The 26,267-nt window shown below is 61.2% G+C and carries 24 protein-coding genes and 2 tRNA genes; 15 read left to right on the top strand and 11 right to left on the bottom strand.

Going from position 1 to position 26,267, the window contains the following annotated elements; translation table 11 throughout:
• Positions 1 to 105 precede the first annotated feature (105 nt).
• The 4 genes from AAFO90_RS13810 (at position 106) to AAFO90_RS13795 (ending at position 4,566) form a co-directional block, all read left to right on the top strand.
• Positions 106 to 1,122 (top strand): amino acid ABC transporter substrate-binding protein, encoded by a 1,017-nt coding sequence (locus AAFO90_RS13810; protein ID WP_065273588.1) that lies wholly within the window; start codon positions 106 to 108, stop codon positions 1,120 to 1,122.
• Between the two features lie 129 nt (positions 1,123 to 1,251).
• A complete protein-coding gene (locus tag AAFO90_RS13805; protein ID WP_347509752.1) occupies positions 1,252 to 2,484 on the top strand; it encodes an ABC transporter permease subunit in 1,233 nt (410 codons plus the stop codon).
• A 3-nt stretch (positions 2,485 to 2,487) separates the two neighbouring features.
• Positions 2,488 to 3,786 carry an amino acid ABC transporter permease gene (locus AAFO90_RS13800; protein WP_274830240.1) on the top strand — a complete coding sequence of 433 codons (1,299 nt, stop codon included), beginning with the start codon at positions 2,488 to 2,490 and terminating at the stop codon, positions 3,784 to 3,786.
• A 12-nt stretch (positions 3,787 to 3,798) separates the two neighbouring features.
• Positions 3,799 to 4,566: an amino acid ABC transporter ATP-binding protein gene (locus AAFO90_RS13795; protein ID WP_065271436.1), complete on the top strand. Its 768-nt coding sequence runs from the start codon at positions 3,799 to 3,801 to the stop codon at positions 4,564 to 4,566.
• Positions 4,567 to 4,633: 67 nt separating this feature from the next.
• Here AAFO90_RS13795 and AAFO90_RS13790 read toward each other — a convergent pair whose 3' ends face one another.
• The 3 genes from AAFO90_RS13790 to argB all read right to left on the bottom strand — a co-directional run bounded on the left by AAFO90_RS13790 (position 4,634) and on the right by argB (position 6,774).
• The gene (locus tag AAFO90_RS13790) at positions 4,634 to 5,131 is read right to left on the bottom strand and encodes a histidine phosphatase family protein (RefSeq protein WP_347509751.1); all 498 of its coding nucleotides are present in this window, start codon (positions 5,129 to 5,131) and stop codon (positions 4,634 to 4,636) included.
• Positions 5,128 to 5,802, bottom strand: a complete 675-nt coding sequence (locus AAFO90_RS13785; RefSeq protein WP_347509750.1) for a ferredoxin — start codon at positions 5,800 to 5,802, stop codon at positions 5,128 to 5,130. The genes AAFO90_RS13790 and AAFO90_RS13785 overlap by 4 nt, the downstream gene beginning before the upstream one ends.
• A gap of 111 nt (positions 5,803 to 5,913) precedes the next feature.
• Positions 5,914 to 6,774, bottom strand: coding sequence for an acetylglutamate kinase (argB, locus tag AAFO90_RS13780; protein WP_065271433.1), 861 nt, complete (start codon positions 6,772 to 6,774; stop codon positions 5,914 to 5,916).
• Between the two features lie 121 nt (positions 6,775 to 6,895).
• On the opposite strand from argB, the gene AAFO90_RS13775 reads away from it, so the two are divergent.
• The gene (locus AAFO90_RS13775; RefSeq protein ID WP_065271432.1) at positions 6,896 to 7,624 is read left to right on the top strand and encodes an SDR family oxidoreductase; all 729 of its coding nucleotides are present in this window, start codon (positions 6,896 to 6,898) and stop codon (positions 7,622 to 7,624) included.
• Between the two features lie 15 nt (positions 7,625 to 7,639).
• Here the strand turns inward: AAFO90_RS13775 and yihA are convergent, their stop codons facing one another.
• From yihA to rpmH, 8 genes are all read right to left on the bottom strand, one after another.
• Positions 7,640 to 8,290, bottom strand: coding sequence for a ribosome biogenesis GTP-binding protein YihA/YsxC (gene yihA, locus AAFO90_RS13770; RefSeq protein WP_274836224.1), 651 nt, complete (start codon positions 8,288 to 8,290; stop codon positions 7,640 to 7,642).
• The gene (locus AAFO90_RS13765; protein WP_347509749.1) at positions 8,290 to 9,042 is read right to left on the bottom strand and encodes an MOSC N-terminal beta barrel domain-containing protein; all 753 of its coding nucleotides are present in this window, start codon (positions 9,040 to 9,042) and stop codon (positions 8,290 to 8,292) included. The genes yihA and AAFO90_RS13765 overlap by 1 nt, the downstream gene beginning before the upstream one ends.
• Complete coding sequence (yidC, locus tag AAFO90_RS13760) at positions 9,039 to 10,850, bottom strand: membrane protein insertase YidC (protein WP_347509748.1); 1,812 nt, start codon at positions 10,848 to 10,850, stop codon at positions 9,039 to 9,041. The genes AAFO90_RS13765 and yidC overlap by 4 nt, the downstream gene beginning before the upstream one ends.
• Before the next feature lie 125 nt (positions 10,851 to 10,975).
• Positions 10,976 to 12,520 carry a bifunctional diguanylate cyclase/phosphodiesterase gene (locus tag AAFO90_RS13755; RefSeq protein ID WP_065273587.1) on the bottom strand — a complete coding sequence of 515 codons (1,545 nt, stop codon included), beginning with the start codon at positions 12,518 to 12,520 and terminating at the stop codon, positions 10,976 to 10,978.
• A gap of 66 nt (positions 12,521 to 12,586) precedes the next feature.
• Positions 12,587 to 13,474, bottom strand: coding sequence for a tRNA 2-thiocytidine(32) synthetase TtcA (ttcA, locus tag AAFO90_RS13750; RefSeq protein WP_065271428.1), 888 nt, complete (start codon positions 13,472 to 13,474; stop codon positions 12,587 to 12,589).
• A 106-nt stretch (positions 13,475 to 13,580) separates the two neighbouring features.
• Complete coding sequence (gene yidD, locus AAFO90_RS13745) at positions 13,581 to 13,847, bottom strand: membrane protein insertion efficiency factor YidD (RefSeq protein WP_274830395.1); 267 nt, start codon at positions 13,845 to 13,847, stop codon at positions 13,581 to 13,583.
• 52 nt (positions 13,848 to 13,899) lie between these two features.
• Entirely contained in the window at positions 13,900 to 14,325 is a 426-nt protein-coding gene (gene rnpA / locus AAFO90_RS13740) for a ribonuclease P protein component (RefSeq protein WP_065271426.1), read from the bottom strand.
• 32 nt (positions 14,326 to 14,357) lie between these two features.
• On the bottom strand, positions 14,358 to 14,492 hold the full coding sequence (gene rpmH / locus AAFO90_RS13735; RefSeq protein WP_008554144.1) for a 50S ribosomal protein L34: 135 nt from the start codon (positions 14,490 to 14,492) through the stop codon (positions 14,358 to 14,360).
• Positions 14,493 to 14,913: 421 nt separating this feature from the next.
• Between rpmH and AAFO90_RS13730 the strand changes: the two genes are divergently transcribed.
• From AAFO90_RS13730 to AAFO90_RS13685, 10 genes are all read left to right on the top strand, one after another.
• A complete protein-coding gene (locus tag AAFO90_RS13730; protein ID WP_335645307.1) occupies positions 14,914 to 15,651 on the top strand; it encodes a VTT domain-containing protein in 738 nt (245 codons plus the stop codon).
• A gap of 2 nt (positions 15,652 to 15,653) precedes the next feature.
• Positions 15,654 to 17,072: an FAD-dependent oxidoreductase gene (locus tag AAFO90_RS13725; protein WP_347509747.1), complete on the top strand. Its 1,419-nt coding sequence runs from the start codon at positions 15,654 to 15,656 to the stop codon at positions 17,070 to 17,072.
• Positions 17,073 to 17,087: 15 nt separating this feature from the next.
• Positions 17,088 to 18,473, top strand: a complete 1,386-nt coding sequence (locus tag AAFO90_RS13720) for a HAMP domain-containing sensor histidine kinase (protein WP_347509746.1) — start codon at positions 17,088 to 17,090, stop codon at positions 18,471 to 18,473.
• Between the two features lie 90 nt (positions 18,474 to 18,563).
• A tRNA-Arg gene (locus AAFO90_RS13715) sits at positions 18,564 to 18,640 on the top strand.
• Positions 18,641 to 18,730: 90 nt separating this feature from the next.
• Positions 18,731 to 18,807 (top strand) — tRNA-Arg (locus AAFO90_RS13710).
• 264 nt (positions 18,808 to 19,071) lie between these two features.
• Entirely contained in the window at positions 19,072 to 20,466 is a 1,395-nt protein-coding gene (locus AAFO90_RS13705; protein WP_065271422.1) for a PAS domain-containing methyl-accepting chemotaxis protein, read from the top strand.
• A 167-nt stretch (positions 20,467 to 20,633) separates the two neighbouring features.
• Complete coding sequence (locus AAFO90_RS13700; RefSeq protein WP_347509745.1) at positions 20,634 to 21,386, top strand: allophanate hydrolase subunit 1; 753 nt, start codon at positions 20,634 to 20,636, stop codon at positions 21,384 to 21,386.
• On the top strand, positions 21,383 to 22,414 hold the full coding sequence (locus AAFO90_RS13695) for a biotin-dependent carboxyltransferase family protein (protein ID WP_347509744.1): 1,032 nt from the start codon (positions 21,383 to 21,385) through the stop codon (positions 22,412 to 22,414). The genes AAFO90_RS13700 and AAFO90_RS13695 overlap by 4 nt, the downstream gene beginning before the upstream one ends.
• Positions 22,411 to 23,184 (top strand): 5-oxoprolinase subunit PxpA, encoded by a 774-nt coding sequence (locus AAFO90_RS13690; protein ID WP_274831113.1) that lies wholly within the window; start codon positions 22,411 to 22,413, stop codon positions 23,182 to 23,184. Before AAFO90_RS13695 ends, AAFO90_RS13690 begins: the two co-directional genes overlap by 4 nt.
• 190 nt (positions 23,185 to 23,374) lie before the next feature.
• On the top strand, positions 23,375 to 26,212 hold the full coding sequence (locus AAFO90_RS13685; protein WP_347509743.1) for a reductive dehalogenase domain-containing protein: 2,838 nt from the start codon (positions 23,375 to 23,377) through the stop codon (positions 26,210 to 26,212).
• Positions 26,213 to 26,267 lie beyond the last annotated feature (55 nt).

Below are 26,267 nucleotides of genomic sequence, written 5' to 3'. Positions count from 1 at the left end.
AAACTTCCCTGTGATTTAGGTGTTTTCCCTAGATCCCGTCGTTCCGGTATGGCTAACGGCGGAAAAAAACCACCAGTACAGGTGGAACATCAGGAAGAGGTAAAAATGAACAAATCCGTATTTTTGGGCGCGCTGACCGTGGCCGGGATTGCAGCTGGTGCAGCTGCTGCCGGTACGCTGGACGATGTGAAAGCCCGCGGCAAACTGAACTGCGGCGTCACCACCGGTCTGGTCGGTTTTGCTGCTCCGAATGCGAATGGGGAATGGGAAGGTTTTGACGTCGCCGTCTGCCGCGCTGTTGCTGCGGCCACTCTGGGCGACTCGACCGCTGTTGAATTCGTGCCGACCACCGGCAAAACCCGCTTCACGGCTCTGGCCTCGGGTGAAATCGACATGCTGGCGCGTAACACCACCTGGACCTTTTCGCGCGACGTTGATCTGAAGTTCGAATTCACCGGCGTGAACTACTACGACGGCCAAGGCTTCATGGTTCCCAAGGACCTGGGTGTTTCCTCGGCGAAGGAACTGGACGGCGCAACCGTCTGCATCCAGACCGGTACCACCACCGAGCTGAACCTGGCGGACTTCTTCCGCTCGAACAACATCAGCTACGAGCCGGTTCCGATCGAAACCAACGCCGAAGCACAGCAGCAGTATCTGGCTGGCGCCTGTGACGTTTACACCACCGACGCATCCGGCCTGGCCGCGACCCGCGCAACCTTTGACGATCCGGCAGGCCACGTGCTGCTGCCCGAGATCATCTCCAAAGAGCCGCTCGGTCCGCTTGTCCGCCACGGCGACAACGAATGGGGCGACGTGGTCCGCTGGACCCTCAACGCTCTGATCACCGCCGAAGAGCTGGGCGTGACCTCGGCCAACCTGGCTGAAATGTCCGCAGGCACCAACAACCCCGAAATCAACCGTCTGCTGGGCACCGAAGGTACCCTGGGCGAGATGCTGGGTCTGTCGGCTGACTGGGCCAAGAACGCAATCGCCGCTGGCGGTAACTACGGTGAAGTCTTCGCCAAGAACATCGGTGAAGACACCCCGATCGGTCTGGCCCGTGGTCTGAACGCACAGTGGACCGAAGGTGGTCTGCTGTACTCGCCGCCGTTCCGGTAAGCACAAAACGGAGAGGGCGCAGGATATCCTGCGCCCTTTTCCTATCTGAAAAAAATGAGCTTCGGATTTCTGCGGAGCAGGGGAAAACCCTGCCGGGACACAGATCTGTAGCCTCGGGGATCTCTTTACATGTCAACTCTCTCTGACCCTCCACAGGACGGGTTCCGGCTGTCTATGTTGATCAACGATACCCGCTATCGTTCATTGACCTTTCAGGCGATTGCCGCGCTCCTGCTTGCACTTTCGATCTGGTATCTGGGGAATAACCTGATCCAGAACCTGCGCGCCGCGGGCCTCAACATCTCTTATGACTTTCTGGGCAATCCCGCCGGCTATGATATCAACCAGCGGCTTGTCGAATATGACAACCAGGACAGCCACGGGCGTGCCGCCCTTGTGGGCGTTCTGAATACGCTTCTGGTTGCTTTCCTTGCCTGCGTTACGGCGACGATTTTCGGCGTGATCGCCGGCGTTCTGCGTCTGTCCAACAACTGGCTCGTCTCCAAGCTGATGGCGGTCTACGTCGAGATCTTCCGCAACATTCCGGTTCTGATCTGGATCATCATCATCTTTACGATCATGACCGCCGTATTGCCGGGACCGCGGGCCTTCCGCGGTGACAATCCGGATTCGACGATGCTGCTGGATCTCTTCGCCTTCACCAACCGGGGTGTCTACATTCCGATGCCGTGGTTCGAGAGCGGTCTGTTTGCGTCCACCGCCCTCAATTGGGTTCTGGTGCTGGCGGTTCTGATCGGCTCGCTGTTCGTCACCCGCCGGATCGAGACCTGGGCGACCGCGAAACAGGAAGCCACCGGCGTGCGCCCCAAGACGCTGCTGATGGTGCTGGGCGTCTGGCTGGTGCCATTCATCCTGCTGATGCTCATCATGGGGCTGACCTGGGAAGTTCCCGCACTCAAAGGGTTCAACTTCCAGGGCGGTATCAAGATCGGCGGTCCGCTGATCGCACTGTGGTTCGCACTTTCGATCTACACCGGTGCCTTTATTGCAGAGAACGTGCGGGCAGGGATCCAGGCGATCTCCAAGGGCCAGACCGAAGCGGCAGCCGCGCTGGGACTGCGGCCCGGGCGCATCATGAACCTGGTGATTCTGCCTCAGGCGCTGCGGGTGATCATTCCGCCGCTGATTTCGCAGTATCTCAACATCATCAAGAACTCCTCGCTGGCGATCGCCGTGGGCTACGCGGATATCACCGCGACCCTGGGCGGCATTACCCTCAACCAGACCGGACGCGCAATTGAATGCGTACTCCTGTTGATGCTGTTCTATCTCACGGCATCGCTGGTCATCTCGATGGTGATGAACATCTACAACGCCTCCGTGAAGCTGAAGGAGCGCTAAGCCATGAGTGACAAGACAACCCATCAGATTGCCTTTGTCGCCGAAGGCACCATTCCGCCCTCACCGCCGCCTGCCAGTCAGGCTGGCGTGGTCAGGTGGCTGCGGGAAAATCTGTTCTCCAGCATTCCCAACGGGATCCTGACCCTTGTGGCGCTGACCCTGATCTACATGATCCTGCAGAACACCGTGCCCTGGCTGGTGAATGGCGTGTGGACGACCAACTCGCTGAATGAGTGCCGCGAGGTTCTGGATGGCAAGGTCGGCGCCTGTTTCTCGGTTCTTACCGAACGCTGGCACCAGCTTCTTTACGGGTTCAAATACCCGGCAGAGTTCTACTGGCGCCCGAACCTAGCGCTGGTTCTGCTGCTGGTGGCGATTGCGCCAGTGCTGTTCTTCGATTTGCCCCGTAAGATGCTGATCTTCACCGCGCTCTATCCCTTTATTGCCTTCTGGCTGATCTGGGGTGGCACAATCATGGCGCCGATCCTGGCCCTTCTGGGGTTCATCGTTGGCGGCGTGGTGTTCCAGATCTATGGACGGGGTTCCTTCGCCGCGGGCTTCTTTGGTGGCATTGCTGCAGCCCTGATCATCTGGTGGCTGGGCAGCTTGCTGATCCCCGAAGGAGCGTCGGACAATGCGATTCTGCCAGCGGTGCCTTCGCGTGACCTGGGGGGCTTCATGCTGAACCTGATGCTGGGTGTGACCTGCGTGTCGCTGTCCCTGCCGCTGGGCATTGCCCTGGCGCTGGGCCGTCAGTCTGACATGCCGCTGATCAAATGGATTTGCGTGGTCTTCATCGAGTTCGTGCGCGGTGTGCCGCTGATCACGCTGCTGTTCGTGGCGTCGGTGATGCTGGCCTATTTCTTCCCGCCTGATGCCACCGTGGACCTGTTCCTGCGTGTGGTCATCATGATCACCATGTTCTCCGCGGCCTATATCGCCGAGGTGATCCGTGGTGGTCTCGCGGCCCTGCCCAAGGGGCAGTATGAGGCGGCGGATTCGCTGGGGCTCGATTACCCGCAGGCAATGCGTCTGATCATCCTGCCGCAGGCGCTGAAGATCTCGATCCCGGGCATCGTCAACGTGGCCGTGGGCCTGTTCAAGGATACCACGCTGGTGTCGGTCATCTCGATGTTCGACCTGGTGGGTATGATCCGCGGACCGATCCTCGCTTCGACCGAATGGAATGGCGTCTACTGGGAGCTTCTGGGCTTCGCTGCCGCTCTGTTCTTTGTCGTCTGCTACGGCATCTCACAATACTCGCAATGGCTGGAACGCCGCCTTGCGACCGATCACCGATAAGGAGGCCAAGACATGACTGGCACTTCACAAATGCAGGTATCCGACAAAGTCGCGATCACCATTGACGGAATGAACAAGTGGTACGGGTCCTTTCACGTGCTGCGCGATATCAACCTGACGGTCTATGAAGGCGAACGGATCGTGATTTGCGGCCCGTCCGGCTCTGGTAAATCGACACTGATCCGCTGCATCAATGCGCTGGAAGAACACCAGCAGGGGTCGATCACCGTGGATGGTACGCTGCTTTCGTCGGATCTGAAGAACATCGACAAGATCCGGTCCGAGGTTGGCATGTGCTTTCAGCACTTCAACCTGTTCCCGCATCTGACCATTCTGGAAAACTGCACGCTGGCGCCGATCTGGGTTCGCAAGACGCCCAAGAAGGAAGCCGAAGAACGGGCGATGCATTTCCTTGAAAAGGTCAAGATCCCCGATCAAGCCAACAAGTTCCCGGGCCAGCTGTCCGGTGGTCAGCAGCAGCGTGTGGCGATCGCGCGCTCGCTTTGCATGATGCCGCGCATCATGCTGTTCGATGAGCCGACCTCGGCGCTTGACCCCGAGATGATCAAAGAGGTGCTCGACACCATGATCGAACTGGCGGAAGAGGGCATGACCATGCTTTGCGTGACCCACGAGATGGGTTTTGCCCGTCAGGTGGCGAACCGGGTTATCTTCATGGATGCGGGTCAGATCGTTGAGCAGAATGAGCCGGAGGCCTTCTTCAACAACCCGCAAAGCGAACGTACCCAGCTCTTCCTGAGCCAGATCCTGGGTCACTGATCTTCCCGATCATTGCACCAATAAGAAACCCGCCGGATATTCCGGCGGGTTTTTCTTTTGTGGGGGGTCAGGCGCCCAGAAGTTCGCGTGGCACGATGAAATCCACCACCTTGCCGCTGCCCCAGGTCAGATCGCTCCAGCGGTCGATGTCAAAGCGGGCGATCAGCGTGGCGCCGGTGGGGTAGTCGTCAAATCGCGAATGGTCTGGCGGATGGCTTACGATGGCATGGGCAAATGCGGCAATGCCCGGGTTGTGGCACAGGATCATGGTTCGCGGATGTTCGGCCTGTTTCAGAACCTCAAAGATGATCTCCGGGCTGGCGTGGAACAGCCGTTCGGTAAAGATAGCCGGTGCGAAGAGATCCATCAGCTGATAGGTTTCCCGCGTGCGCTGCGAAGAGGAAGAAAGCACCTGTCCCGGCAACTGATCGATGTCCCGCAGCCAGTCGCCCAATGCCTTGGCCGAGGCGCGGCCCCGTTTGTTCAGGGGGCGGGCATGGTCGCTGGGGGCGCTGGTGTCCCAGGCGGATTTAGCGTGGCGGGTCAGAATAAGTGTGCAGGTCATGTCTTGTGAAAATAGCTCATGTGATGGGCCGATTGCACCGGGTCGCGACCGGCCCCCTGGCTGAGGGGGCAGGCAAGCCGGGCAAGGCAGCCGTTTTCAAGGCAAGGAGCGCCCTCCGGGGTGTCCAGATGGCTGTGGCAGGCGGTAACACCGTAGGGGCCACCCGCCACCAACGCCTGTACCGGGCAGGTGCTGAGGCAGGGTCTGGCCACGCAGCTGTCGCAGGGGGACTGCGCCAGAGGAGGCGGTGGTAGATCGATCTCCTGCTGCAAGTGAAGCGCTCCCCGGTACGAGATCATCATGCCAACCGTATCATGGACCAGCATGTGCGACGGGGATGTGAAAGCCCGCCCCGAGGCCAGCGCCCAGTTGATGAAGGGCGTATAGGGCGGCCCGCCAAAGGGGTAGTGGGCGGTGGCTCCGGTATCTGTCGCCAAGGCGTCGATGATCCGCTCAGACCAGCGGTCCAGCGGATCGTCCGCAGCATCTCTGAACTCCGGCGCGCCGGTGATGCGGGTCCAGCATTCCGCCCCCAGAAGGCCTAGGAGGACCAGCGTACCGCCCTTCAGGTCCTGAACTGGGTTATGGCGCGGGTGTAGGGCGCCAAGCACAGCAAGGTCGCGGTGTTTGGCGGCGCGCTCGATCTCCTGATAGCTGGGTGCGGATGTCATAGGCTTCCCTGGGTGATGGTAGCCAAATGTAGCCTCTGGACCCGTGATCCCAAAGAAAAACCGCCCGGGGGAGGGGCGGTTTCAATACTGTCTTGATGTCACCCGTGCGGGTCAGGCCCGGATCATCGACCCGGCGCCATGATCGGTGAACAGCTCCAGCAGCACTGCATTCGGCACCCGTCCATCGACGATGGTGCAGGCCCGGACACCGTTTCGGACCGCTGACAGGGCGGTTTCCGTCTTCGGGATCATGCCGCCTGCGATGACGCCTGCCTTTGTCATTTCCTCGACATCGGCGGCCTTCAGCTCGGTAACCACTTCGCCGCTGGCGTTTTTCACGCCAGAGACATCCGTCAGCAGCAGCAGGCGATCGGCGTTGAGGGATTCGGCAATCGCCCCGGCGGCGGTGTCGCCGTTGATGTTGAAAGTCTCGCCGTTGCGGCCCGCGCCGATCGGAGCGATGACAGGAATGATGTCATTCTCGAACAGGTGGTGCAGCACCGCCGGATTCATTTCTACCGGTGTGCCGACGAATCCCAGATCCGGGTTGGTCTCTTCGCAGGTGATCAGATCCGCATCCTTGCCTGACAGGCCAACACCCATACCGCCCTGTGCATTGATCGCCTGCACGATGCGTTTGTTGACCAGACCGGACAGGACCATTTCGACCACTTCCATCGTGGCCTTGTCGGTGACCCGCTTGCCGTTGACGAACTCGGACTTGATCTGAAGCTTGTCCAGCATTGCGTTGATCATTGGACCGCCGCCATGCACGATGACCGGGTTCACTCCGACCTGTCGCATCAGCACGATATCGCGGGCAAAGGTTTCCATGGCCTCGTCGCTGCCCATGGCGTGTCCGCCGAGCTTGATCACGACGATGGCACCGTCATAGCGCTGCATATAGGGCAGGGCGCTGGACAGTGTCTCGGCGGTTGCAATCCAATCGCGGTTCATATCTTGCTTCTTCATGGCTGGGTCCCTCTGGCAAGTGGTGTTACGCGGTTCTGCGCTCTGTGCCAAGTGCGCCGTTGCAGCGCGATGCGGGAATGATAGGGTCAGGCCGTAGAGCCCTCAGACCGGAACCCACCCAATGAGCCAGAAGACCCTTTTGCTGACCGGAGCCAGCCGCGGCATTGGCCATGCCACCGTGCGGCATTTCAATGCCGAAGGCTGGCGGGTGATCACCTGTTCCCGCCACCCGTTTCCGCAGGAATGCCCCTGGGGCGGTGGCGAAGAGAATCACGTGCAACTGGACCTGTCGGACCCCTCGGACACCATTAATGCCGTGGGGGTCATTCAGGAGCGTCTGAACGGGCGGCTGGATGCACTGGTGAATAATGCGGGGATTTCCCCCAAAGGGCCGGATGGCGAACGGCTGAACACGCTCGACACTGATCTGATGACATGGGGCAAGGTGTTCCACGTCAATTTCTTTGCCTCGGTGGTGCTGGCGCGGGGGTTGAAGGATGAACTGGCAGCCGCCAAGGGCTCCGTGGTCAACGTGACCTCAATCGCGGGCAGCCGGGTGCATCCCTTCGCTGGGGCGGCCTATGCCACGTCAAAAGCAGCCTTGGCAGCACTGACGCGGGAGATGGCGCATGACTTCGGCCCGCTCGGCGTGCGGGTTAATGCCATCGCGCCGGGAGAGGTGGAAACGGCAATCCTGTCACCGGGGACCGAACATATCGTGGAAAAACTGCCGATGCAGCGTCTGGGCCAGCCCGAGGAAGTCGCCTCTGCGATCTACTTCCTCTGCTCTGAAGGCAGCTCATATATCTCCGGAGCGGAGATCGAGGTGAACGGCGCCCAGCACGTCTGACGGGCGCCGAACGGTTTAATCAATACCAGAGATGATTGAGCGCAGCGTGGCGATTCCCTCGCCCTTTTCCGATGAGGTCATCACGATTTCAGGATAGGCCGCCGGGTGTTTGGACAGGGCACCACGCACCTGTTCCATCACCTTGTCCAGATCCTTCGCCTTGACCTTGTCGGCCTTGGTCATCACGCATTGGAAGGTGACCGCAGCACTGTCCAGCAGCGCCATGATCTCGTCGTCGACCTTCTTGATGCCGTGGCGGCTGTCGATCAGCACAAAGGCGCGGCGCAGGGTTTGACGCCCGCTGAGATAGCGTTTCAGCAGTTTCTGCCATTTTTCGACCACCGCCAGCGGTGCATTGGCATAGCCATAGCCCGGCAGGTCGACGAGGTAGAGATCGGGACCTTGGGTGAAATAGTTGATCTCTTGCGTGCGGCCTGGGGTGTTGGAGGCACGCGCCAGCCCCTTGGTGCCGGTCAGCGCATTGATCAGGCTGGATTTGCCTACGTTGGAGCGGCCGGCAAAGCAGACCTCGACCCGGTCGGCTTCGGGCAGGCCCGACATGGCGACCACGCCTTTCAGGAATTCGGACTGGCCAGCAAAGAGTTTGCGGCCCTTTTCGGCGGTTGCCTCGTCCGGCGCTTCGGCCAGGGAAAATTGCATTTGCATCAGAGCACCTTTACCAGATCGCCAAGGCGGATAGTTCCGCCGCGCACGACCTCTGCATAGACTGAAAAATCCTGATGGCCAAAGGCACTGTTCAGGGTATTCAGCGTTTCGGCATCGCGTTCGCCGGTGGCCGGGTTGGCGGTTGTCGCCATGCAGCGGCGGGTGCGTTCGCGCCCCGCAAAGACCGCTTCCCCGATCTGCACCTCACGGCCCAGCCATTCGTTCTCGGCCCAGGGCGTGCCCAGATCGAACCAGATGTTGCCGCGCCAGCGTTGTGGCGACAGCTCATGACCGATCGCCGCCTCGACCGCGCGGTGCGAGGCAAGGTTGCACAGCGACACCGAGGGGAAATCGGTGTCTGTCATGCCACGCCCCGGCACCCGAACGATACGCGCCGAGGCGGCGCGCTCTGCAGGCATCAGCGGGGCCACCCAATCAAGAAACCGGGGCAGGTCCTCTGCGGCGTCGGGATCAAAGGTCAGTTCGCCCCGGCTGGGATGGCGCAACGTGACGTGGCCGGTGGCCTCGTCGTAGCTGGCATCAATCGCCATCAGTTGCGGCGCCTTGGCGCCACGGCTGAAATTGGAACAGGGCACCCATGCGCTGCCATCGGCGGTAGAGGCCTCATGCGCCACCGCCCAAACACGATCGCCGGGCATGGTCTGCCCGGCGGTCAGTGTTACCGTTTCCAGCGCTTCCCGGCCGTGTGATTTGACCGGGTGGCGCCAGATTTCTGTAACGGTGTCTGTCATTTGTCTTCCGTCTTGGGGGCGCGTTTCATGCTGGATTTGATATTGCCAAACACGTCCGGTTTATACCCGTGGCTGCGCATGATCAGATACTGCTGCGTAAAGGTGATGGTGTTGTTCGCAATCCAGTAAACCACCAGACCCGAAGCAAAACCGCCAAGCATGAACATGAACACCCAAGGCATCCAGGCAAAGATCATCTTTTGCGTCGGATCGGTGGGCGCCGGATTCAGTTTCTGCTGCAGCCACATGGACACACCCAGAAGGATGGGCAGGATCCCGATGAACACGGTGGCAAAGATGGTTCCGGGCTCGGGGCCAGAGAACGGCAGCAGGCCGAAGAGGTTCATCAGCGAGGTCGGATCGGGCGCGCTGAGGTCCTGGAAGGGACCAAAGAAGGCCGCGTGCCGCAGTTCCAGCGTGACGAAGATCACCTTGTAGAGCGAGAAGAAGATCGGGATCTGGATCAGGATCGGCAGGCAGCCCGCAGCGGGGTTCACCTTTTCCTTCTTATAGAGCTCCATCATCTCTTTCTGGAGCTTCTGACGGTCGTCGCCTGCGCGCTCTTTCAGCTTTTCCATCTGCGGCTGAAGTTCCTTCATCTTCGCCATCGAGGCATAGGATTTATATGCCAGCGGGAAGACCAGGATCTTGATGAAGATGGTGAGGCCGATAATGGACCAGCCCATGTTGCCGATCATCGCGTGCAGCCAGTGCAGGACGGCAAAGATCGGTTTGGTCAGGAAGAAGAACCAGCCCCAGTCGATGCTGTCGAGGAAGCCTTCGATGCCGTCTTTTTGGTAGCCACGGATGGTCGCCCATTCCTTGGCGCCGGAAAACAGCATGGTGGTGACTTCGCTGCTTTCGCCATCGGCGAGGGTCGCGGTCGGCAGCACGACGTCGGTCTGGTAGATTTCGCGCCGCTCGTCGTATTTCGCGATCGAGCGGAAGCCCTGACCGGGTTCGGGAATCAGCGTGGACATCCAGTAGTGGTCGGTGAAGCCGAGCCAGCCGTTGGATTCGACCTGCTTGACCTCGGCGCGCGATCCATCACGCGGATCGGGGTCGAAATCGGCCATGTCACCATAATCGATTTCCGCCAGCTCTCCGTCGGCCATGCCGACGACGCCTTCGTGCAGGATGAAGAAGTTTTTCAGATTCGCAGGTTCGCCGTGACGCGCCAGGGTGCCATAGGGTGCCAGGGCCACGGTGGCGCCGGTGGCGTTCTGAACCGATTGGGTGACCGAGAACAGGTAATCCTCATCCACTGCGACGGTACGGGTAAAGGTCAGGCCCTTGCCGTTGTCCCAGGTCAGGGTCACCGGGCTGTCCGGTGCCAGAACCTGGCCTTCGTCCGCAGACCAGACGGTATTGGCGCCCGGAACATCGTCAAAGCCAAGCCCGGTGCCCGGTGCCCAGCCATAAAGCGCGTAAAAGGCATTGTCCTCGCCCACCGGGGACAGGACCCGCACGATGTCAGAGTCCTCTGCCAGCTCGACGTGGTAGTCTTTCAGCGCCAAATCATCGATCCGCCCACCCTGAAGCGAGATACTGCCCGCCAGGCGCGGGGTATCGATGGTCAGGCGCGGAGCGTCGGGGGCCTGGGCCTCTTCGCTGGGCTGGGTGCTGACTGCGGTATCGGGCTGGGCTGCGCCGGGCGCAGCTGCCGTGTCTCCCGCAGGAGCCGTTTCATTCGCCACGGTTTCCGGAGCAGGCTCCGGTTCCGGCGGCGGGAAAAAGCTGTACCACCCAAGGATCACCAGGAAACTGAGTGCTGTTGCGAGAATGAGATTCTTGTTCTGATCGTCCATTGGGGACCGCCACCTCGTGCATGGAATGACAGGGTGTGGTTCAACAGAGGTGGACCCCAAAGGTCAAGCGGAATCCGGGAAAACAGGGGCGGCATTCCGCCCCCGGCGCCGGGAAATCCAAAAAATCAGGGGTTTTGCCGTCCAATGGCCGGTGCGTCCTGCAGTTTGGACTGATGCGCGGTGATCCAGTCCAGAGTCTGGTCAAAGGGCATCGGGCGGCCGATGCCAAAGCCCTGAACATGGTCACAGCCCAGTTGCGACAGCAGCGCGTGCTCGCCCACGGTTTCGACGCCTTCGGCCAGGGTTTCCAGGTCCAGACGTTCGGCCATGGTCAGGATCGCGGCAATCAGTTTCTGCTGCTCCGGATCGCGGTCCGATTTCATCACGAAAGAGCGGTCGATCTTGATCCGGGAGATATTGAAGCGCCGCACCGCCGAGATCGAGGCATGGCCGGTACCGAAATCATCCAGCTCAATCCGGCAGCCCATGGCGCTCAGCGCTGCGATATTACGGGTCACCACATCGTCGGGCTGGTCCGTCATGACGGTTTCCAGAATTTCGACCGACAGGCGGTCCGACGACAGGCCAAAGCGTTCCAGTTCCCAGCGGATATTGTCGGCAAGGCCGGGGTTGCGCAGCTCCTGGGTGGCAAAGTTCACCCCGACAGAGGGAACCTCCACACCAGCCGCGTCCCATGCCTTGATGGCGGTGAGAGAGTGGAACAGCATGACCTGGCTCAATCGCTCCATCAGCCCGGCCTCTTCCAGCGCTGGCAGGAAAGTATGCGGCGGGATCAGGCCGCGGACCGGATGCATCCAGCGGGCCAGCGCCTCAAACCCGGACACTCGTCCGGTATCCGTTGAGATCTGGGGCTGGAACCAGGGCATGATCTGACCGGTTTCCAGCGCCTCGGCAACTTCGTCGCGCAGATTACAGCGCGCTTTGGTGCGGTGATAGATATCTGCGGAATAGACCCGGATGCCCGAGGGGCCATTTTGCTGCGCCTCGGCCAGCGCGGTGGCGGCGGCAGCGACCCAGTCGGAAGGTTTGGTGCCCGGCGCACGGCTGCGCAGGCAGAACCCGATGGAGCAGGAGATATAAACCGATGTGCCATCAAGTGAGATCGGTTCTTCGACCGAGGCCTGCATGCGGCCGGACAGCTGCACGCAGGATTCCAGGTCCAGCTGCAACACGGGCGTCAGGCAGATACCGAATTTGCTGTCGCCGATCCGTGCCACGATATCCTTATTGCGCAGGGTGCTGGCGATGCGGTCGCCGCAACGCTGCATGATCTGATCGCCGGCTTCCTGACCGTAGCGATCCACCACGTTTTTGTAATCGTCGATTTCGATGATGTAGATCACCGAGCGCAGCCCGGTATCAGAGGTATCCTCGAACACGTCGCGCACACCCAGTTCGAACCCTTCGCGCAGCATCATGCCGGTGATGCTATCCCGGGGTGTGCCGCGATTGCGTGAGCGGTCAAAACCGCCAAGGGCCGCGAAGAGAATGGGAAGGCCGAGGGCCACCCAAAGCAGCGCAGCCTCGCCACCAATCCAGAAGGTCGCCAGTGTCAGGGCAGGCAGAAACGCCAAGACAGGAGGCGTGAACAACGCAGGAGCGATCTTTCTCCGGATGTGCGTCAGCAGACCTGAATTGAGTTTTGGCATGAGCGGACCTTTCACCTTCTGCACAGGGGTGCATGCAAAGACTATGATCCGCTTCTGACTGCGGAGTTAACGCAATACGGGAATCTTGTCCAAATCTTCTGTTTCTGATGGGTTTTTCACGCTCAACCCTACAAAATCGAACAGTTTCGGGTCAAGAAGATGCGAAGGACGTGCATTCATCAGGGCCCGGAACATAACCTGACGGCGCCCGGGACTGTTTGATTCCCACTGATCCAGGATCTGTTTGACCTGCTGGCGTTGCAGGCCGTCCTGGCTTCCGCACAGGTCGCAGGGGATGATCGGGTAGTTCATCGCCTTGGCAAATTTCTCGCAATCCGCCTCGGCCACATGGGCCAGGGGGCGAAACAGGAAGAGGTCGCCCTCTTCATTGACCAGCTTAGGCGGCATGGTGGCCAGTCGCCCGCCATGAAACAGGTTCATGAAGAACGTCTCAAGGATGTCATCGCGGTGGTGCCCCAGCACAACTGCGGAGCAGCCTTCCTCGCGCGCGATCCTATAAAGATTACCCCGGCGCAGGCGGGAGCACAGGGCGCAATAGGTCCGCCCCTGTGGCACCTTGTCGACGACGATACTGTAGGTGTCTTGATATTCGATGCGATGCGGAACGCCCATCTTTTCAAGGAATTCCGGCAGAACCGTTGCCGGAAAACCGGGCTGACCCTGATCCAGATTGCAGGCCAGAAGGTCCACCGGCAACAGCCCACGCCATTTCAGTTCATATAGAACCGCAAGCAGGGTGTAGCTGTCCTTGCCGCCGGACAGGCAGACCAGCCAGCGCGGCGTGGTGCCGTCCGTGCGTCGTTCCACCATGCCGTATTGATCAATCGCTTCGCGGGCATAGCGGACTATGCGTTTGCGCAGCTTCTTGAATTCGGTGGTGGAGGGCGCACCGGCAAAGAGCGGATGGATTTCGTCCAGATCATCATCAAGCATGACGGCCCCGTAGCCTGTCAAAACGGCTTTGCCAAGAAAAAAGCGGGGCACAAGGTTTTGAGCCGAGAGTGCCTGTTGTGGGTACTGGGTGGGGAATAGCAGCCCCTTAACCCTGTGACTTGCTCTTTTGTTCGGTCTCGTGCTCTGGATCGCTGCCCGGGACCGGATCGTAGCCATCTCCGCCCAAGGGATGGCAGCGGCCGATTCGCCGCAGGGTCAGCCATGTTCCCTTTACCGCGCCGTGTTTTTCCAGCGATTCCAGCGCATAGGCCGAGCAGGTGGGTTGATACCGGCAGTTAAAACCGACCCAGGGACTGAAGATCAGCCGATAGGCGCGCACGGGCAGGGCAAGGATGCGGGCAAAGAAGGTCATGTTGATCAAGATAGGAAGCAGGTTGGGCCCGGGGAAGGCCCCGCAGACAGGATCAGCCGTGAATCTTCTTCAGGGCGTAGATCAGGTCGCGCTTCAGCTCTTCGAACGGGCGCTGGGCGGTTTCATTGGCGCGGCCAATGAGCACGTAATCCCAGCCGGGGCGACCGTGACTGGGCAGAATCATCCGAGCCACCTCGCGCAGTCGGCGTTTGGCCCGGTTGCGGGCAACGGCATTGCCGACCTTTTTTGAACAGGTGAAGCCAACGCGAATGCCGCCGGTATCCCGGCGGTTGCGACCCTGGACCATCATGCCCTTGCTGCCCTGACGACGCGCGCGCGCCGCCGCAAGAAACTCGCGGCGCTTGGTCAACACCTCGATCCCTTGCGGGGATTCGGCGCCGTCTGGACAAACGGAAACCGCCGAAGGCGTGTCCCGGTCGTCGGCAGAGCCGTCTTTGGGGGCCTTCGGCGGTGTCATACCGTCAACGCGGATCAAGCAGTGAGCGCGGTTTATGCGCTCAGCTCTTTCCGGCCACGTGCGCGGCGTGCGTTCAGGATCTTGCGGCCTGCCTTGGTGGCCATGCGCGCACGGAAGCCGTGGCGGCGTTTGCGAACCAGGTTCGAAGGCTGATAGGTGCGTTTCATCGCTCCGGTCTCCACATTGTATCTACGGGCAGGGCGTGGAATCGCCTCCCGGGGTCAAATCTCGAAGCCCGGTGATTAGAAGGGATCGGGCGGCAAGTCAAACCCATTGGCCGGTGTTTTCGCCGCTTTTCGTCCCCTCATGCAATATTTATGTCAAATTTCGGGGGGCTGCGGCGCTGTCGCGTCACGAAAACCGGTGGGATTGTTACAGGGCGCGCATGCGGACTAGTGGATTTCTCACGAAAAATGTCCGGTGATCAAGCGCCCGTGAACTGCTATGCGTCAGGCTCGTGCCGGGGCCATATTGATCATAGAAAAATGCACCGGAGCAGCAAAAGGCGCCGGGGCAGGCGGATCAAGGGGGGAGGACCTCCCCGGTGGCCGTGCCCTGCCGAACAGCCAAGACATGGGTGAGAGCAAGATGACAGACCTCAAAAAGCCGGGCATCGCGCGGCACCTGCCTTTGATTATCGTGGCTGTGGTCGCGGTGATCGGAGCCGTGACGCTGAAGGATTACCTTACCTTCGACACGCTTCGGGACAATCGGGAGGCGCTGTTGCAGTTCCGTGATGAGAATCTGATCGGCCTCGCGGCGGTTTTTGCGGCCGTTTACATCGTCATGGTCGTGTTTTCGCTGCCCGGCGCCGCTGTTGCTTCGGTGACCGGCGGGTTCCTGTTCGGCCTTGCCACCGGGACCACGCTCAATGTGGTCTCGGCCACCATCGGTGCAGCAGGCATCTTCCTGGCGGCGCGCTGGGGGCTGGGCGAAACGCTCTCGGCCCGCTTCGAAGCCGCCGAAGGACGCGTGCAAATGTTGAAACAGGCGCTGCGGGAAAACGAGATTGAGGTGCTCCTGCTTTTACGCCTTGTTCCGGCGGTACCGTTTTTCGTGGCCAATCTGCTGCCCGCCATGGTCGGGGTAAAGTTCGGAAACTTCCTGTGGACGACGGCGGTGGGAATCATCCCCGGGGCCATCGTCTTTACCTGGATCGGTGTTGGTGTCGGCGCCGTGTTCGACCGAGGCGAGGATCCCGACCTGTCGCTCCTGTGGGAGCCGCACGTGATCGGCCCGATTCTGGGGCTCTGTGTGCTGGCGGCCATGCCAATCATCGTCAAATCGCTGCGCCGCAAGGGTGCAGGCAAAACGCCGGAGGCATGATCATGCAGCGTATTAAATGTGATCTGCTGGTCATCGGTGCCGGGTCAGGTGGCTTGTCTGTCGCGGCCGGGGCCAGCCAGATGGGCGCCGATGTGGTCCTTCTGGAGGGGCACAAGATGGGCGGCGATTGCCTCAACTACGGCTGCGTGCCCTCAAAGGCGCTGCTGGCCAGCGCCAAGGCGGCCTATGGCGCCGCGCATTCCGCGGCCTTCGGGGTGGCAGATCAGGTGCCGCAGGCGGATTACGCGGCGGCCAAGGATCATGTTCAGGATGTGATCAACACCATTGCACCGGTCGACAGTCAGGAGCGGTTCGAAGGGTTCGGGGTGCGGGTGATCCGTGCGCTCGGGCGGTTTATTTCTCCGCGCGAGGTGGAGGCGGGCGATCACGTCATCACCGCGCGGCGGATTGTCATCGCCACGGGATCGTCGCCGCTGGTGCCGCCAATCCCCGGGCTGGATCAGGTGCCTTACGAGACCAACGAGACCCTGTTTGATCTGCGCGAGCGCCCAGATCATCTGCTGATCATCGGCGGTGGTCCCATCGGTCTTGAAATGGCGCAGGCGCATGTGCGTTTGGGCAGCAAGGTGACGGTGATCGAAGGTGACACCGCGCTGGCAAAGGATGATCCTGAGGCCGCAACCCTGGTGCTGGATCACCTGCGCGCCGAAGGCGTTGAGATTGCCGAACAGGCCCTGGCTAGTGAGATTCGCGGCGCGGCGGGGGCTATTGAAGTTGAAGCAAAGGATGGCCGCATCTTCAAAGGTACGCATCTGTTGGTGGCGGTCGGGCGCAAGACCAATACGGAGCGGCTAAACCTGGACGTAGCGGGGATCGAGACCACGCGCTCGGGGATCAAGGTCGATGACAGCCTGCGCACCACCAATCGCCGCGTTTATGCCATCGGTGACGTGGCCGGGGGGCTGCAGTTTACCCATGTGGCGGGATATCATGCCGGGGTGATCATCCGCTCTGTCCTGTTCGGGCTGCCGTCAAAGGCAAAGACCGCCCATATTCCCTGGGCCACCTATACGGACCCGGAACTGGCGCAGGTCGGCCTGACCGAAGCAGAGGCGCGGAAGAAACACGGCAGCAAGCTGGAAATCGCGCGGTTTGATTTCAGCCATAACGACCGCGCCCTTGCCGAGCGCAAGGCGAAGGGTTTCATCAAGGCGATGGTGGTCAAGGGCCGTCCGGTGGGGGTCACGATTGTCGGCCATCAGGCAGGCGAGCTGATCAACCTCTGGTCGCTTGTTCTGGCCAATAATATGAAGATGAGCCAGGTCGCGGCCATGGTCTCGCCCTATCCGACGATTGGTGAGGTTAACAAACGGGTCGCGGGGGCCTATTTCTCTCCTCGTCTATTTGATAATCCCAAGGTTGAACGCGTGGTCCGGTTCGTACAGCGCTGGATCCCCTAAGCCGGAAGGGGCGAAATGCTGAATACGCTGTCGGGCAGATTTCTGGTTCTGACCACGGTCTTTGTAATGCTGGCCGAGGTGCTGATCTTCGTGCCCTCCATTTCCCGGTTTCGGCTGGATTACCTGTCGGACCGTCTGGAGCGGGCGCAGCTCGCTTCGCTGGCGCTTCTGGCAGACGACATGCTGGATTCGGAGCTGGAGAAGGAGCTTCTGGCGAATGCCGGAGTCTTCAACGTGGTTCTGCGCCGGGACGAGATGCGCCAACTGGTGCTGTCCTCGCCGATTCCGCAGCCGATCGAAGGCACCTTTGATCTGCGCATGGCCGGGCCGTTCACGCTCATTTCCGATGCGATGACGCGTATGGTGACGCCCGGAAACCGCATTATCCGGGTCATTGGCGCGCCGGTGCGAGATGCCGGGCTGCTGATCGAAATCACCATGGAGACCGCGCCCCTGCGGTCGGCGATGATCGATTATGGCGTTCGCATTCTGATCCTGTCGGCGGTGATCTCGGTCTTTACGGCGCTTTTGCTGTTCATGGCGGTGCGGGTGTTTCTGGTGCGCCCGATCAAGGGCGTTGTGGGCTATATGCAGCGCTATGCAGCCGCGCCCGAGGATGCGCGCGGAATCATCCAGCCAAACGCAGGCGTAACTGAACTGCGCGAAGCCGAAGAGGCGCTGATGAAGCTGCAGACCGAGCTGACCCACGCGCTGAAGCAGAAAGAACGGCTGGCTCAGCTGGGCGGAGCGGTGGCCAAGGTCAGCCACGATCTGCGCAATATCCTGACCTCAGCGCAGCTGTTCACCGACCGCATCGAAACCAGCGAGGATCCACTGGTGCGCAGGCTGGCGCCCAAGCTGGTGAATTCGATCACAAGAGCCGTTTCCCTGTGCGAAGGCACGCTGGCCTTTGGCCGCGCCGAAGAACCCGCGCCAACATTTGCTTTCGTCTCCTTGCATGAGATCGCCTGTGACGTCGCCGAAAGCGAGACCCTGGCGGCCAGCGGTGGAGAGGTCGAGATCGTGGCCGCGGTCCCGGCCGGGCTGACCGTGCGGGCAGATCAGGAGCAGCTCTACCGGATCGTGATGAACTTGGTGCGCAACGCCCGCCAGGCCATTGCTGCGACCGGAAAGCCGGGGCAGGTCAAAATCACCGCCAGCGAAGAGGATGACGCCTGGACAATCCGGATCACCGACACCGGGCCGGGCCTTCCTCAAAAGGCGCAGGACAACCTGTTCACCCCGTTCCAGGGCGGTGCGCGCAAGGGGGGCAGTGGCCTTGGGCTTGCCATTGCGCAGGAACTGGCGCGTGGTCACGGCGGCGCAGTTTACATGAAGCAGACTGGACCCGAGGGCACGGTTTTTGAGATCTGCCTGCCCAAGGGAGACGGCGCTTTTTGAGCCGCTGACCTGCCCGTGCGGGTGCGCTGAAACTAATTTCGTTTTTGGGGTTGCGCCTATCTGCGGGTCACATTAAACCCCGCCACCAGTGGACCGATAGCTCAGCTGGATAGAGTACTTGACTACGAATCAAGGGGTCGGGGGTTCGAATCCTCCTCGGTCCGCCACTACCTGAAACACTGAAAATGGTGTGGACGGCGCAGGTTAGACGAATGGTAAATCCGCATTCGTCTGGGAGCCTTAAATCCCGCAGCAGTGGACCGATAGCTCAGCTGGATAGAGTACTTGACTACGAATCAAGGGGTCGGGGGTTCGAATCCTCCTCGGTCCGCCACTGCTTCTCTTCTCCCCTTTACTTTTTTCCGGTGTGGCAGAGACGCCCTCTCGCAGTGGAGCGGGCATGCCGCATTTTCCCGTCGGCATCTATCCCGTCGAAGCGTGAGCTATTCTTTTGCACTGCGGATTTTCTGCAAGCGTTAAAGTTTAGATAGAGATTTCCGGATAGTTTGAGCTTTCAGTACACAACCAATCCAACTCATCGCGGAGCGCTGGAGTGTTTTTTAAAGGTAGGACGCGGGCAGCGCCCGAAAGATCGGAAATGGATCGCGTGCTCGTGGATATGATCGAGCGGACTCAGGCGGTTATCCAGTTCAAAGCTGACGGAACCATCATCTCTGCGAACGAGAATTTTCTTTCGTTGCTGGGATACCAGCTCGACGAGATTGTCGGCAAAAACCATGCGATGTTCGTGGATTCGAAATTTGCAGCAAGCGGGGACTATGCACAGTTCTGGACGGCGCTGCGAGCCGGGCGCAATATGTCGGATCAATATCCCCGGCTTGCCAAGGATGGGTCGGTGGTGTGGATCCAGGCGACCTATGCACCTGTGGTTGGTGCCGATGGTGTGACCGAAAAGGTCATCAAGGTTGCAACCGATGTCACAGCCCGCCGTCGTGCCCTGCAGGAGGTTGCCGCCGGACTTCAGGCGTTGAGCGAGGGGGATCTGCGTCAGCGGGTCAATGTACGCAGCTCGGAAGACACGGTGGTAATCGCCAAGGCCTTCAATCGCTCCATGGAACAGCTGGAAAAGGCCGTTAACACGGTCAAGAATGTGTCCTTCGCGGTGGAGCAGACCGCATCCGAGATCAGTCAGTCGTCCACCGATCTGTCGCATCGCACCGAAAGCCAGGCAGCCACGCTGGAGCAGACGGCGGCGGCTTTGGAACAGCTGACATCGACCGTGCGCGCTGCTGCTGAAGGCGCGCGCAAGGTCGAGGAAATTGTTGGCAACACGCAGTCTGTCGCCGTGCAGAGTGAGCGGGTTGTATCCGATGCCATTGGCGCCATGTCCGCGATCGAAAACTCATCCGAGCGGATCGCCAAGATCATCACTGTGATTGACGAGATCGCCTTCCAGACCAACCTTCTGGCGCTGAACGCGGGGGTTGAGGCCGCCCGTGCCGGAGACGCAGGGCGTGGGTTTGCTGTTGTTGCCGCAGAGGTCCGGGCGCTGGCGCAAAGGTCAGCGACGGCCGCGGGTGAAATCAAACAACTGATCGACGAGAGCAAGGACAACGTCGGCACTGGCGTCGATCTGGTCGGCCGCAGCGGCGAGGAACTGAAGCGAATCGTCGATGCGGTGGGGACGATCTCCGGTCACATTTCCGAGATCGCCACCGGCGCTTCAGAGCAGTCCACCACTCTGGTCGAGATCAGTGCCGGCGTTTCGCAGCTGGATCAGGTGACCCAGCAGAATGCGGCCATGGTGGAGCAGACGACGGCCGCGACACAGATTCTGTCCAACGATGCGTCGCATCTGATGCAAGAGGTGCAGTCCTTCAAGACGCGTCCGGATATCGGCATGGAAACCAAGGGTGAGAGCTCTGGGAAAGGCCCCTCGGCCAAGGCTTCCGCCCCCCGGCCAAGGCCAGCCGCGCCGGTCGCGGTCGGTAACGCCGCCACGGCTGAGGCTGTGCGCTGGGAAGATTTCTGAACCCTCTGATCGACACGCGCCGCCTTGTCTTGGCTGGCACGGAGATGTCTCCTGTCATGGGAGCGGGGGTGCCCTCGCGGGGGCCTGATCCCCGGCGAGGATTGAAACTGCTGTGTTGACACTCCCGCCCTGCGCCGCAACGTTTGCGCGCAAAACAGGGGGCATGAATGACTTCGCACGTAGCTTCGGATTTCCCAATGATCCGCACGGTCGGCCTGACGGGGATGCTGGTGACCTTTGCCGATGCATTGAGTGAGCCTTCGAACCGGGCGACACTTGCCTTTCGTCAGCGGCTTGAGGCGCTGGGCCTTGATGGCGTGCTTGAAACGGCAACCTCGCTGGCCTCGGTCTATATCCGTTTCGAGCCCGCGATCCTTGATCATTACAGGCTACAGGCCCGGCTTGAGGAAGAGCTGAGTACCCGGGATTGGTATCAGCAGGCGCTGCCGCCCGGGCGCAGGTTCTGGCGGGTCCCCACCGTCTATGGCACCGATCTGGCGCCGCAACTGGCAGAGGCCGCCGATGCTGCGGGGATGAGCGAGGCGCAGGCCATCGACAGTCTGGGATCGGCGCGGGTGCGGGTTCTGACCATCGGCTTTGCGCCGGGGCAGCCTTATCTGGGCCCGCTGGGTCCTGAATGGGATCTACCGCGCCAGACCGAGCTGACGCCGATGGTGCCGCGCGGGGCGCTGGTCTTGGCGATCCGTCAGTTCGTGTTGTTTTCTTCTGCGACACCGACGGGTTGGCGCCATGTCGGACAAACGGGTTTCATGATCTTCCGCCCCGAATCCGAAGCGCCCTTTGCGCTGCAGGCGGGTGATGAGTTGCAGTTCGAACCGGTCTCGCGCGCTGATTTCCTGAAACTGCGAGAGAGTGATGCAGCCATGGGCGGCGCCATCGCAGAGGAGATCCCGGCATGAACGCGCTGAAGGTGCTGAAAATCGGCCCGGCGGCCTCGGTGCAGGATGGCGGGCGTCCGGGTCTACTGGATCAAGGTGTGTCGCGCGGCGGCGCTGCCGATGTGCTGGCGTTGGCTGAGGGCGCTGCCTTGCTGCGGCAGGATCCGGGGCTGGCCGCGCTGGAAATGGGCGGCATGGGCGGCACTTTCGAAGCAACAGCGCCCCTGCGCATTGCCCTGACCGGGGCACCGATGGCCGCGACGCTGGATGGGGCGGCGCTGGCGTGGAACGCCAGCCACCGGATCGAGGCTGGACAGCGGCTGGACATCGGCCCGGCCCGGCGCGGTGTTTATGGCTATCTGCACCTAGGGGGCGGTATCGATACGGAGCCGGTGCTTGGCTCCCGCTCCGCCCATGTGGCGGCTGGGCTGGGCCGGGCAGTCGCCGTGGGTGATCTGTTGCCTGCCGGATCGGACGGGCCTGCCGAAACGGGGCTGACCCTTGCTGCAGAAGACCGGTTTCAGGGCGGCGAGCTACGCATCGTGGAGAGTTTCCAGAGCGCGCTGTTCCCACCCGATGTGCGCAACCGCTTCGCGGAGACAGAGTTCACCCGGGGCAGCCGGGCCAACCGGATGGGGGTTGAGATGCTGTCTGAAGGGGAGGGCTTTGCGGCCGCCGGGCAGCTCAACATCCTGTCCGAAGTGATCGCGCCCGGTGATGTGCAGATGACCGGCGACGGTAAACCCTTCGTGTTGCTGCGTGAGGCCCAGACCACTGGCGGATACCCGAGGATCGGGACAGTCCTGCCTTGCGATCTGCCCAAGGTGGCCCAGGCGCAGGCGGGCGCGTCGATAAGGTTCCGCTGGGTCTCGCTGGAGGAGGGGTTGCAGATTCAGGACGCATATGACCGGGCGCTGCGCGCCTTGCCGGGCGGTTGCCATCCTCTGCTGCGGGATCCCGCAGATATTCAGGACCTTCTGTCCTATCAACTTGTCAGCGGTGCGGTCTCTGCTTTGGCCGACCCCTTTGCCATTGGAGGCGATACATGAGCAAAACTGTCGATCTGAACGCGGATATGGGCGAAAGCTTTGGCCCGTGGAATATGGGCGATGATCAGGCGCTGCTGGACGTGGTGTCCTCTGCCAATATTGCCTGTGGGTTCCATGCCGGCGATCCGGATGTGATGGCGCGTACCATGGGGCTGGCCCGCGACAATGGTGTCGGCATCGGCGCGCACCCCGGTTTTCCGGATCTGCAGGGTTTTGGCCGCCGCCGGATGCATGTGCCGCATGAGACGCTGGGCAATCTGGTGCGTTATCAGCTGGGCGCCGCACGTGGCATGGCGGCGGCGCTGGGCACCGAGGTGCGGCACCTAAAACTGCACGGCGCCCTGTCCAACATGGCCTGCACCGACTACGATATGGCGCGGGCTTGCTATCAGGCGGCACTGGAGGTGGATCCGGACATCATCATCATGGTGCTAGCGGCCACGGCCATGGAAGAGGTGGTGCGGGATCTCGGCTGCAACTGGTGTGGCGAGATCTTCGCGGACCGCGCCTATAACGACGATGGCACCCTGGTTGATCGCAGTCAGCCGGGCGCGGTGATCCATGATCCGGAACTGGCCGGTCCGCGCATGCTGCAGATGGTCACGGAAGGCGCGATCATCACCGAAAGCGGCAAGCGTATCCCGACCGCCATCGACACGATCTGCCTGCACGGGGACACACCGACGGCGGTGTCTCTGGCCCGCGCGGTGCGTGCCAGCTTGACCGAAGGCGGAGTGGATGTCCGCCGTTTCGACGGCCGCACGGGCTGATCCGTCGCTTGGCCGTCGGCCTGATAAGAAGTGGAGAGCTGCGTTACCTGGCGCGTCTCTCATTATTGTTCTTAAATTATTCAGTGACTTAAGTGGATTTTACGTGAAATTGGATATTGGCTGCTACCGATAGGCCTGTACCTGCGGTATAGACAGCGCAGCTTTTTCATTCACAGCAGGATCCGGTGTTATGGCGATGCGCTTCTTCTCTACTCGTGACCGGCCCGTTCATCTGGGGCCTTTCCCGCTTGAGCGGCTGGCGCGGGGCAGGATGCCGGATCTCACTGCGGTGCCTCCGTTTCAGCCGCTGACCTTCAGCCGCCCGGATCTGCCGGGGTCGATCATCAACGCAATGGGCGATTATCAGGCGATGATGGATGCCATCCGGGATGGACTGGTCAACAAGGCGCAGGCAGGCTGCCCGGAGGATCCCCAGGTGCGGGCAGATCATATCAAGGCGTTTGGCTATTTTGCTGATGCTGCGATGGTCGGGATCGGCCCGGTGCCACAGTCGGCGCATCTGCAGCAACCCTATCGCAATCCGGATATCGACCGGCTGGCCCATGATCTGAAGACCAAGCAGACCAAGACGCTGGCCTCGGGCATTGATATGATCATGGCGGATCTGCGCGATGCCATGCAGGCGCCGCCTAGTGGGATCGGCGGGCATACCCGTGCGATCACCTTCCTTTACGAGATGCCGCGCGACCCGCATCCGAGTGAGGATGGCTGCGACTGGCTGCACGACGCGGAACACCATCGCGCCTGCCTGCGGGCCAGCGAAACCGCCGTGGTGCTGGCCAATTACATTCGCCTTCTGGGCTGGGACGCAAAAGCGCATACCGGCACTTCTGCAGATGTGGATCTTAATCAGTTGGCCGTGGCTGCGGGGCTGGCAACGGTGAAGGGCTCCCGTTTGCAGAATCCCTATCTGGGGGATCGCTTTGGCCTTGCGGTGGTGACCACCGATTTCGACCTTGCGATGGATCGCCCGCTGGCGCCCGACGATCAGCAGCCGGGACTTTCTACCAAGGGGCCGAAATGGTGGCTTGGCCTTGGTTCGGAACGTTCGGCGCTGAATGGGGATCCCTTCGCGGCGCGGGATTTCAAGGATGGGCCGCATCCCTTTGAAACCCTGAAGCGGGTTGAGACGCCGACCACCTATATCGACGAGGCGCGCGTGGCCCGCGTTCCCAAACGCGCCGACATGTTTGCCCGCAGCCAGTTCGGCGACATGGGCAAGGCAAATCAGAAGGCCGCGACCGGCGGGCTCTATGCGCGCAAGGCGGCGCCATCGATGGCGCAGCGGCGGATGCTGGGGGCCTTTGTCCTTTTGCAGGATGGTGAACCCGCGCGAGGACCGCGCCCCACGGATTCAGAGCGCAACGCCGCCAACGTAAAGGCGGCCAGTTACTGGCTGGGGATCGACGCGGTCGGCATCAGCCGCTGCCCCGACTGGACCTGGTACAGCCATGACGCCACCGGCGCGCCCATCGTGCCCGACCATGATCAGGCCATCAGCATGATCGTCGATCAGGGCTTTGACACCACCGAGGGCACCTCGGGCGACGATTGGATCGCGGTGGCGCAATCCATGCGCGCCTATCTGCGGTTTTCCCTGCTGGGCGGGGTGATCGCGCGGCAGATCCGCAACCTTGGCTACAAGGCCAAGGCACACACCGTAATGGATGGCGAAGTCCTGCAACCTCCGCTTTTGCTGCTGTCGGGGCTGGGGGAGGTCAGTCGCATCGGCGAGGTGATCCTCAATCCCTTCCTTGGCCCGCGCCTGAAATCCGGCGTGGTGACCACCGATATGCCGCTGGCACATGACAAGCCGATCGACTTTGGCCTGCAGTCCTTTTGCGAGAGCTGCAACAAATGCGCCCGCGAATGCCCCTCGGGGGCGATCACGGCCGGACCCAAGCTGATGTTCAACGGCTATGAGATCTGGAAAAGTGACAGCCAGAAATGCACCACCTACCGGATCACCACGCCGGGCGGTGCCATGTGCGGGCGCTGCATGAAGACCTGTCCGTGGAATCTTGAGGGGATCTTTGCCGAAAAGCCCTTCCGCTGGGCGGCGATGAATCTGCCCAAGGCGGCGCCTGCGCTGGCGAAACTGGACGATGCGCTGGGAAATGGTGAGATGAACCTGGCCAAGAAATGGTGGTGGGATCTGGAGCTGGAAGAGGACGGTGGCTATCGCCCGACTCGTCACCCGGTCAATGCCCGCGGCCTGCAAAAGGATCTCGATCTGAAATACGAGGATCAGACTCTTGCGGTCTATCCCGCGCCGCTGGCGCCGCACCCCTGGCCCTATCCGTTCCCGATGGACCGGGAGGCCGGGATCGAGGCCTATCAGGCGATGGTCACCGCCGAAGAATATCAATCCCGCCGGGCGCGCGGGGAAACCGGGGCCTGGGATCACATCTATTCCAACGACGCGGACAGTCCCGTGCTGCAGGTGATCGTCTCCAAGGTCGAAGAGATGAGCGCCGATGTCACCAAGTATGAATTCCGCAGCCCCGATGGCAGCGACCTGCCGGAATGGACCGCCGGAGCGCATCTCGACATCGTCGTGGCGCCGGAATTCTTGCGGCAGTACTCCATGTCGGGCGATCCTGCCGACCGGTCAAAGTATCAGATCGGTGTCCTGCGCGAGGATGCCGGGCGGGGCGGCTCTAAACTGCTGCACCGGATCTTTACCGAAGGGCGCCGGATCTTTATTTCCAAGCCGATCAACCATTTCCCGTTGGAGGAGGGCGCTGCGAAGTCCTTCCTGATGGGCGGCGGCATCGGCGTCACCCCGATGATCGCGATGGCGCATCGTCTGCATGCGCTGGGCCGCCCGTTCGAGCTGCACTATTCCATAAGCGACCGCGAAGCGGCGGGATATCTGCCCGATCTTGCGCAGGCGCCTTGGGCGGATCGCGTCCATGTGCATGTCTCGAAGGAAGGCGGGAATGTCCCGAACGATGTTGAAAAGCGTTTCGGGCGACGCTGCGGATTTCATGGTTATGCGGCTTGATCCAACGGGTCAACCAGCGCATCATTTTGTGGGTCGCGGTGTTTTTCCAATGCGG

Source organism: Phaeobacter sp. CAU 1743 (assembly GCF_039839315.1).
GTDB lineage: Bacteria > Pseudomonadota > Alphaproteobacteria > Rhodobacterales > Rhodobacteraceae > Phycobacter > Phycobacter gallaeciensis_A.
This window is presented reverse-complemented; position numbering and strand designations above follow the sequence as displayed.